The sequence below is a fragment of the Protofrankia sp. Cr1 genome (assembly GCF_963555865.1).
GTDB lineage: Bacteria > Actinomycetota > Actinomycetes > Frankiales > Frankiaceae > Protofrankia.
This window is the reverse complement of record NZ_CAUVXO010000672.1, coordinates 1-2,666: the sequence shown is the minus strand read 5'-3', so window position 1 is coordinate 2,666 and position 2,666 is coordinate 1. Positions and strand designations below refer to the sequence as shown.

At 67.1% G+C, this 2,666-nt stretch carries 1 protein-coding gene; it reads left to right on the top strand.

Features of this window, described 5'->3' with window-relative positions; translation table 11 throughout:
* On the top strand, positions 1 to 2,666 hold a 2,666-nt coding region (gene pglX, locus U9980_RS27775), incomplete at both ends, for a BREX-2 system adenine-specific DNA-methyltransferase PglX (RefSeq protein WP_322770638.1).

Here is a 2,666-nt window from a genome sequence, read left to right as displayed (position 1 = left end):
ACTGGGCTGATCACGTTGGACGCGGCTGCCGGCTACACGTTCCCGCTGCACGTCGCCGTAGGCGACTCACTGATCAAACACCGCCAACTCGACCTGTTCGGCGAGGACCGCGACGAGCTAGCCGAGTTCGCCTACGCCACCGAGGACCTCGCCGACCACCCCGGCATCCTCGAGGAGGGCCGCTACCACGCCGTCGTCGGTAACCCGCCCTACATCACCGTCAAGGACAAGAAGCTCAACGAGCTGTACCGCGAGATGTACAGCGCCTGCTCGGGCAAGTACGCGCTGACGGTTCCGTTCGCTCAGCGCTTCTTCGAGCTGGCCAAACCCGCAGACCTAGAAGGACGGGGTGCGGGCCGCGTCGGCCAGATCACCGCGAACTCGTTCATGAAGCGCGAGTTCGGCAAGAAGCTGATCGAGGATTTCTTCGCCTCCCATGTCGAGCTGACCCACGTGATCGACACATCGGGTGCTTACATCCCGGGCCACGGGACACCGACGGTAATCATGATCGGCAGGCGAAATCGGTGGCAGCGCGGGACGACCATCCGCGCGGTGTTGGGTATCCGTGGCGAACCGTCGGCCCCTGAGGATGCGAGCCACGGCGCGGTCTGGCAGGCGATCGTTACACAACTCGACGTCCCGAGATCGGAGAGCGAGTGGGTGAGTGTCGTCGATCTTGAACGCGCCTATTTCAACCTCCCTCCCTGGAGTCTGGGAGGCGGCGGAGCCGTTGATTTCCAGGAGCAGATCGAGTCGGTGTCGCCCGCGCGCCTACAAACGATCACGACGTCGGCCGGCATTACGGCCGTCACGGGCGAGGACGATCTTTATGTTCTGCCCGGCCGTCATGCTGCTCGTCGGCTCAGAATTGAGCGGACCCGACCGCTGGTGGTTGGCAACTCGATCCGCGACTATGCACTCGCCGACCTTGATGACGCAGTCTGGCCCTATCGCGACGATTTCTCGATAAGCGACCTCGTCGAGATTCCGGGCATCTCATCGCTCCTTGCCGGGTCTCGAGCAGCAATCTCAGCAAGGAAGCGTTTCGGCGTCCCCATGCTCTTGAAGGGGATGCGCTGGTATGAGTGGCAGGAGATCTACCCCGAGAAGCTCGCAGTCCCGCTCACCATATGTTTTGCTTTCGTTGCGACGCACAACCACTTCGTGCTCGATCGGGGTGGGAAGGTATTCAAGCAGACTGCGCCGGTTATTAAGCTGCCGGTGGGGGCGTCGGAGGAGGAGCATCTGCGGCTGTTGGGGGTGTTGAACAGCTCGACGGCGTGCTTCTGGCTCAAGCAGGTCAGTCAGAGCAAGGGGAACGGTGGGATTGGTGGGGGTATTTCTGATGAGCTATGGGAGCATCGGTACGAGTTCACCGGTACCAAGCTGCAGGAGTTTCCGCTGCCGGCGGAGTATCCGTTGGAGCTGGCGCGGGAACTGGATGGGCTGGCGCAGCGGTTGACGGCGGTGAGCCCGACCTCGGTGGCGGCGGACGGGGTGGCGACGCGGTCCCGGCTCGCCGCGGCGCAGGCCGAGTCGGCGTCCACCCGGGCGCGGATGATCGCGTTGCAGGAGGAGCTGGACTGGCAGGTGTACCGGCAGTACGGGGTGCTCGCCGACGAGCTGACCTTGCCGATGACCGACGTGCCCGAGATCGGGCTGGGTGAGCGGGCGTTCGAGATCGTGCTGGCGCGGAAGATCGCGGGCGGCGAGGAGACGTCCGAGTGGTTCACCCGGCACGGCTCCACCCCGATCATTGAGCCGCCCGCCCACTGGCCCGCCGAGTACCGCGCGCTGGTGGAGAAGCGGATCGCCGTCATCGAGACCAACCGGAACATCGGGCTGATCGAGCGGCCCGAGTACAAGCGCCGCTGGGCCACCGAGGGTTGGGACAAGCTGCAGGACGCGGCCCTGCGCGACTGGCTGCTCGACCGGCTGGAGGCCCGCGAGCTGTGGTTCGCCGACGTCGACGGGATGGTCCAGCCCCGGCTGTGGACCACCGGACGCCTCGCCGACGAGCTGGCCGCCGACGCGGACTTCGTCGCCGTCGCCGAGATCTACCGCCCCGGCGAGGAACTGGCGAAGGTCGTCGCCGCCCTCGTCGAGAGCGAGCACGTCCCGTTCCTCGCAGCCCTGCGCTACAAGGACTCCGGCCTGGTGAAACGGGCCGACTGGGAGTCGGTATGGGAGCAGCAGCGCGCCGAGGACGCCGCGCCCACCGCGGAAGCCGCCAAGAAGATCCGCGACGCGATTCCCGTCCCGCCGAAGTACGCCCCGGCCGACTTCCGCAAGGCGTCCTACTCGAAGGCCCGCGGGAAGCTGGACGTGCCCAAGGAGCGGTTCATCTCCTACCCGCCGGCCGGCCCCGACAACGACCCGACGCTGCTCGTCGGCTGGGCGGGCTGGGACCACCGCGAGCAGGCCCAGGCGCTGGCCACGCTCATCGTCGAGCGGCAGGACAACCACGGCTGGGGCGCGGACCGGCTCACCCCGCTGCTCGCCGGCCTGCGCGAAGTCATGCCCTGGGTCCGCCAGTGGCACAACGAGGTGGACCCGCTCTACGACGGCTCCCCCGCCGAGGTCTACGACGCCTTCCTCGCCGAGGCGATGGGCCGGCACGCGCTGACTGCCGACGCCCTGACCGGCTGGCGCCCGCCGGCGGC